This is a genomic window from Sulfitobacter sp. 1A15258 (assembly GCF_043557045.1).
GTDB classification, from domain to species: Bacteria; Pseudomonadota; Alphaproteobacteria; order Rhodobacterales; family Rhodobacteraceae; genus Sulfitobacter; species Sulfitobacter faviae.
This window is the reverse complement of sequence record NZ_JBIFFK010000030.1, coordinates 1-3,986: the sequence shown is the minus strand read 5'-3', so window position 1 is coordinate 3,986 and position 3,986 is coordinate 1. Positions and strand designations below refer to the sequence as shown.

Here is a 3,986-nt window from a genome sequence, read left to right as displayed (position 1 = left end):
AGGTCTGCTCATGCATCCCAGCTACCACGCTGGATTCACGAGATGAATCCCTCACACGATTTGTGCAACAGAGCCATCAAGAGGGATAAATTCAAGATTCAGCAGGATGCTGCTGGAGCTGCGGCGGAAGTGCTAGTCTCATTTATTAATAGATTGAGTAAAATCCATTCCCACGAAATTTCTGAGAATATACACTCCGTACGGAAGTCATCTCATGCGCTATGCGCCTCTGGAAGGATCAATTATGATGTCGCCAAGAATGCACGCGATCAGATTGATACCGTAAAGCATGGAGGCATGGCAATTCTCGACGAAGCTGTTGGTATGCGATACGCGCTAAGACCGATTATGGGCGCCATGGGGGATGAAAATTACTTCAAGACTTACTGGCTACACTTGGAGAAGCTGCTCGCATTACAGAATAGGATTGCTAGCGGTGTTGCCTTGTTCTCAGAGTTGCTAAAATTCCATGGACACTTCGAAAAACTGGCGGCCCGTAAAGATCCCCTCGAGGAGGAAGAGTGGGCGAAGTTATCTGCTGAATTTTTCGGCTCCTTGATCCACCAGGATAGTGACTTCTTGCGTCGCTCCGTTCTCAGAGAAGTTCTATGGGTGCTAGAGAACCTAGACCCAGGAACAGATCGCAATGTCGATCTTTACTTGCGAGCGCTAAATAGGACGGACGAGGCGCACTATACGTCCCAAGAAATGGAAGCTGTCCTGAAGGATTTCGCAGCATTTTGCTCTTTGGCAGTACAGGGCGGCGGGCGCGTTAATGTCAATGGACACCTTTCGGAACCACTTCCAACAGCAGTACTTAGAGAGATTACTCACACCATGTTGGAACTCACTACTGAAGTTCAGGTCTTACTCAGCGACACTAGCTGTGCGCTTGGCCTACTGTTGGCTAGCGATGAAGAAATAAGTGCATCTTTCACGCATGAGCGAGAAAAGTATAGAAACGAGCTGAAAGCAGGAATCCTTACTGGATAGCTAGTCTCGGCCTTTTCGCGGAAAGCCACCGAACGCCGACTCTATTGTTCGCTCCCCCCTTACAGGCAGGGACTTAGGGGGCGATGTTCTGTCGTAATTCTAGGTAGCCCCCCCCCCCCCGCGGATGCGATGCGCGAGGTTCGTATTCAGCGGATCCAGACCTTCAGAAACGTCCGCGATTGTTAGTGATCCTCCCCTACTGAAGTGGTCCGCCGTTATGTTTAGGAAAACAGAGGATCAGAATGGGAACGAAGCGACACAAGCCCGATGAAACTGTAACGAAGTTACGGCAGGTTGAGGTGCTGGTCGGTCAGGGGATGCAGCGCGTGGATGCGATCTGCGAAGTGCGCATCACTGAGTAGACCTACTACCGCTGGCGCAAGCGATACGGCGGGATGGGAACCGAACAACTCAGGGAGCTAAAACGGCTGCAGAAAGAGACCGAGCGGCTGCGTTGCGCCGTTTAGGATCTGGATGAACCCAGCCGGGAATGCCTGGCGATCAAGGTGAAGCGCAAGCTGAACGCTGGTGACGTGATCGACGCCCTGAGCGACCTGTTCATCATGCGGGGCGTCCCGGCCTACATCCAGGTCAAACAACGGCCCGGATTTCGTAGCGCAGGCGGTCCGGGACTGGATCGCTGCCGTCGGTTCCAAGACGGCCTACATCGAGCCGGGATCCCCCTGGAAGAACGGATTCTGCGAGAGCTTCAAGGCCCGGTTCCGAGACGAGCTGCTCCATGGCGAAATCTTCTACACCCTGCGCGAGGCCCCGGTCTTGTTCGAACAATGGAGGCAGCACCACAATACAAATAGACCACACAGCGCCCTGCGCTATCGCCCGCCAGCTCCGGAAACAGTCGTCCCGAGGGACCAGAGGCTGGTCATGCACTAACAATCAAACCGAACCACTTAGGTGGGGCTGATCACCCATTTCGACCGGACACCCTGGGCTGACCAAGGAGGCTCAGGGATAGCCATAAGCACGTGCTTATGTCTGAGATAGAAGTCCTCACCGATGGCGGTCGTCGTCGACGTTGGTCTGCAGCGGAAATGCTGCGGATCGTCGAAGTGAACCTATATGACGGGGATAGCGTTTCCGCCGTTGCTCGTCGCAATGGCGTGGCCCCCAATCTGTTGTATCGTTGGCGTAGATTGATGCTCGAGGGAGGGAGTGTCGCCGTGACAGGGGATGACAGCGTGACCAGCAATAAAGCTGTCCGAGAGATGGAAGCCCGCGTCCGGGAGCTTGAGCGCCAGCTGGGACGTAAAACACTGGAAGTGGAGATCCTAAAGGAAGCGCTTGATAAGTCCCGGTCAAAAAAACCGATCTTGCTTGCGCAGTCGCTCAAACCGGGCGGTTCCCGATGAGGGCGGTGGCACAGACGTTAGGTGTATCCCGTTCGAACTTGCATGAACGACAGAGAGGAGGCACGGAGCCGCGTCGGAGCTATCATAAAGCTCAAGACGCGGCGCTCTTGCCACGTATCGAGCGTTTGGTGGCGGAGCGCCCAATCTACGGCTACCGCCGGATCTGTGCAGTGCTGAACCGGGAACTCAAGGCAGAAGGCCTTGCCCCGGCAAATCATAAGCGCGTCTATCGCATTATGAAGGCCAATAACCTGCTCCTGGAGCGATCCGGTTTCGACCGGCCCGAACGTATCCATGACGGCAAGGTCATCATGATGCGGTCGAACTTGCGTTGGTGTTCTGACGGACTGGAGTTCACCTGCTGGAATGGCGACGTTATCCGCGCGGCGTTCCTGCTCGGTGCTTATGACCGTGAGGTCATCGCCTGGCGGGCCGTTGCCAATGCCGGGATTAGCGGCTCGGATGTGCGTGACATGCTTTTGGAAGCGGTCGAGAAACGCTTCGGCAGCTATCGCGCGCCAGAGATGGTCGAAGTCTTGTCCGACAATGGAAGCGCTTACACAGCAAAGGAAACCCGCATCTTTGCACGCCAGCTCGGCCTGAAGTCATGCTTCACACCAGTCGCCAGCCCGCAATCCAACGGCATGTCCGAAGCCTTCGTAAAGACGCTCAAGCGCGATTACGTGCGCGTCAATCCACTGCCCAACGCAGAAACCGTTCTAAATTTGATAGGAGACTGGATCGAGGACTATAACGACAACCACCCACACAGCGGCCTAAGATGGCGCTCACCTCGCGAGTTCATCAAGGCCACAACCGAAACCGCTTAGGTGTCCGGTGAAACGGGGGCCGGTCCAGAACGGCAACGGTGCGCAGAGAGCTAACTTTGCAAAGTCGGCGGTCACGCGCTAGCTTTAGGCGCGGCTGGCCCTCTCCTGACATTCGAGCCTGATCCGGTCATGATCGGTCCTTATCCTTAAAGCGGACGCTCATTCCTGGGGCAGCGTAGTGCTACAGCCAAGCCTTAATCCCCATCATCGCGGCATTGCGCAACAACGGCGAGGGGAAGCTAAGTGGCAAAGCTAAAAACGGATACTGGCACGGCTGCCCTACGCTCGATGACGCATTGCGCCTCGCCGAAACGTTGGAGCCGCAAAACAACGCTATCTGCAAGATGTGCCTCGGCTCGTATCGAAAATCTGGTTACCGGGGGCCACGGGCGGCATCCAGTGGGACGGGTTCGCGGAAGCTCTCGAGTTGACACTGCATCGCCATGCATTCGCTCGCCTTGCGTCACCCACTACAAGCTGTAGGCTTTCGTCGACCGCACACAATAAATTGATCCATTCAACCCGTAAGGGTAACAATAGCTGTTATATGTTTAGGAGTATTTTTATGACTGATTCGACGTCACATGTGGCCAAGATAAAGCTCAAAGTAGGCTCCATGGAGCTTGAGTATGAGGGCGAGCCTGCTTTCTTGACGGGTGGGATCGAGGCCCTGCTGGAAACGATGGGTGGCTTGGCTTCTAAAGTGCCCGTTGAAAGGGACTGTCCTGAATTTTGTGCTCTGGCGTGGTAACTGCTCTATAAGGAGACCCACGTATGAGCATCGACAAAAAGC

Annotated in this window: 4 protein-coding genes and 1 pseudogene; all 5 read left to right on the top strand. The window is 55.0% G+C overall.

The window, feature by feature from the left end:
* On the top strand, positions 1-993 hold a 993-nt coding region (locus ACGYK9_RS19170; protein ID WP_394415262.1), incomplete at its 5' end, for a hypothetical protein.
* 395 nt (positions 994-1,388) lie between these two features.
* Entirely contained in the window at positions 1,389-1,460 is a 72-nt protein-coding gene (locus tag ACGYK9_RS19165) for a hypothetical protein (protein ID WP_394415270.1), read from the top strand.
* Between the two features lie 3 nt (positions 1,461-1,463).
* A pseudogene (locus tag ACGYK9_RS19160) lies at positions 1,464-1,857 on the top strand (integrase core domain-containing protein); the annotation flags it as partial.
* A 128-nt stretch (positions 1,858-1,985) separates the two neighbouring features.
* A protein-coding gene (locus ACGYK9_RS19155) for an IS3 family transposase (protein ID WP_394415265.1) occupies positions 1,986-3,193 on the top strand; the annotation gives its coding sequence in 2 pieces (ribosomal slippage) (positions 1,986-2,310 and positions 2,310-3,193; 1,209 coding nt in all).
* A 565-nt stretch (positions 3,194-3,758) separates the two neighbouring features.
* Entirely contained in the window at positions 3,759-3,944 is a 186-nt protein-coding gene (locus tag ACGYK9_RS19150; RefSeq protein ID WP_394415268.1) for a hypothetical protein, read from the top strand.
* Positions 3,945-3,986: the final 42 nt, after the last annotated feature.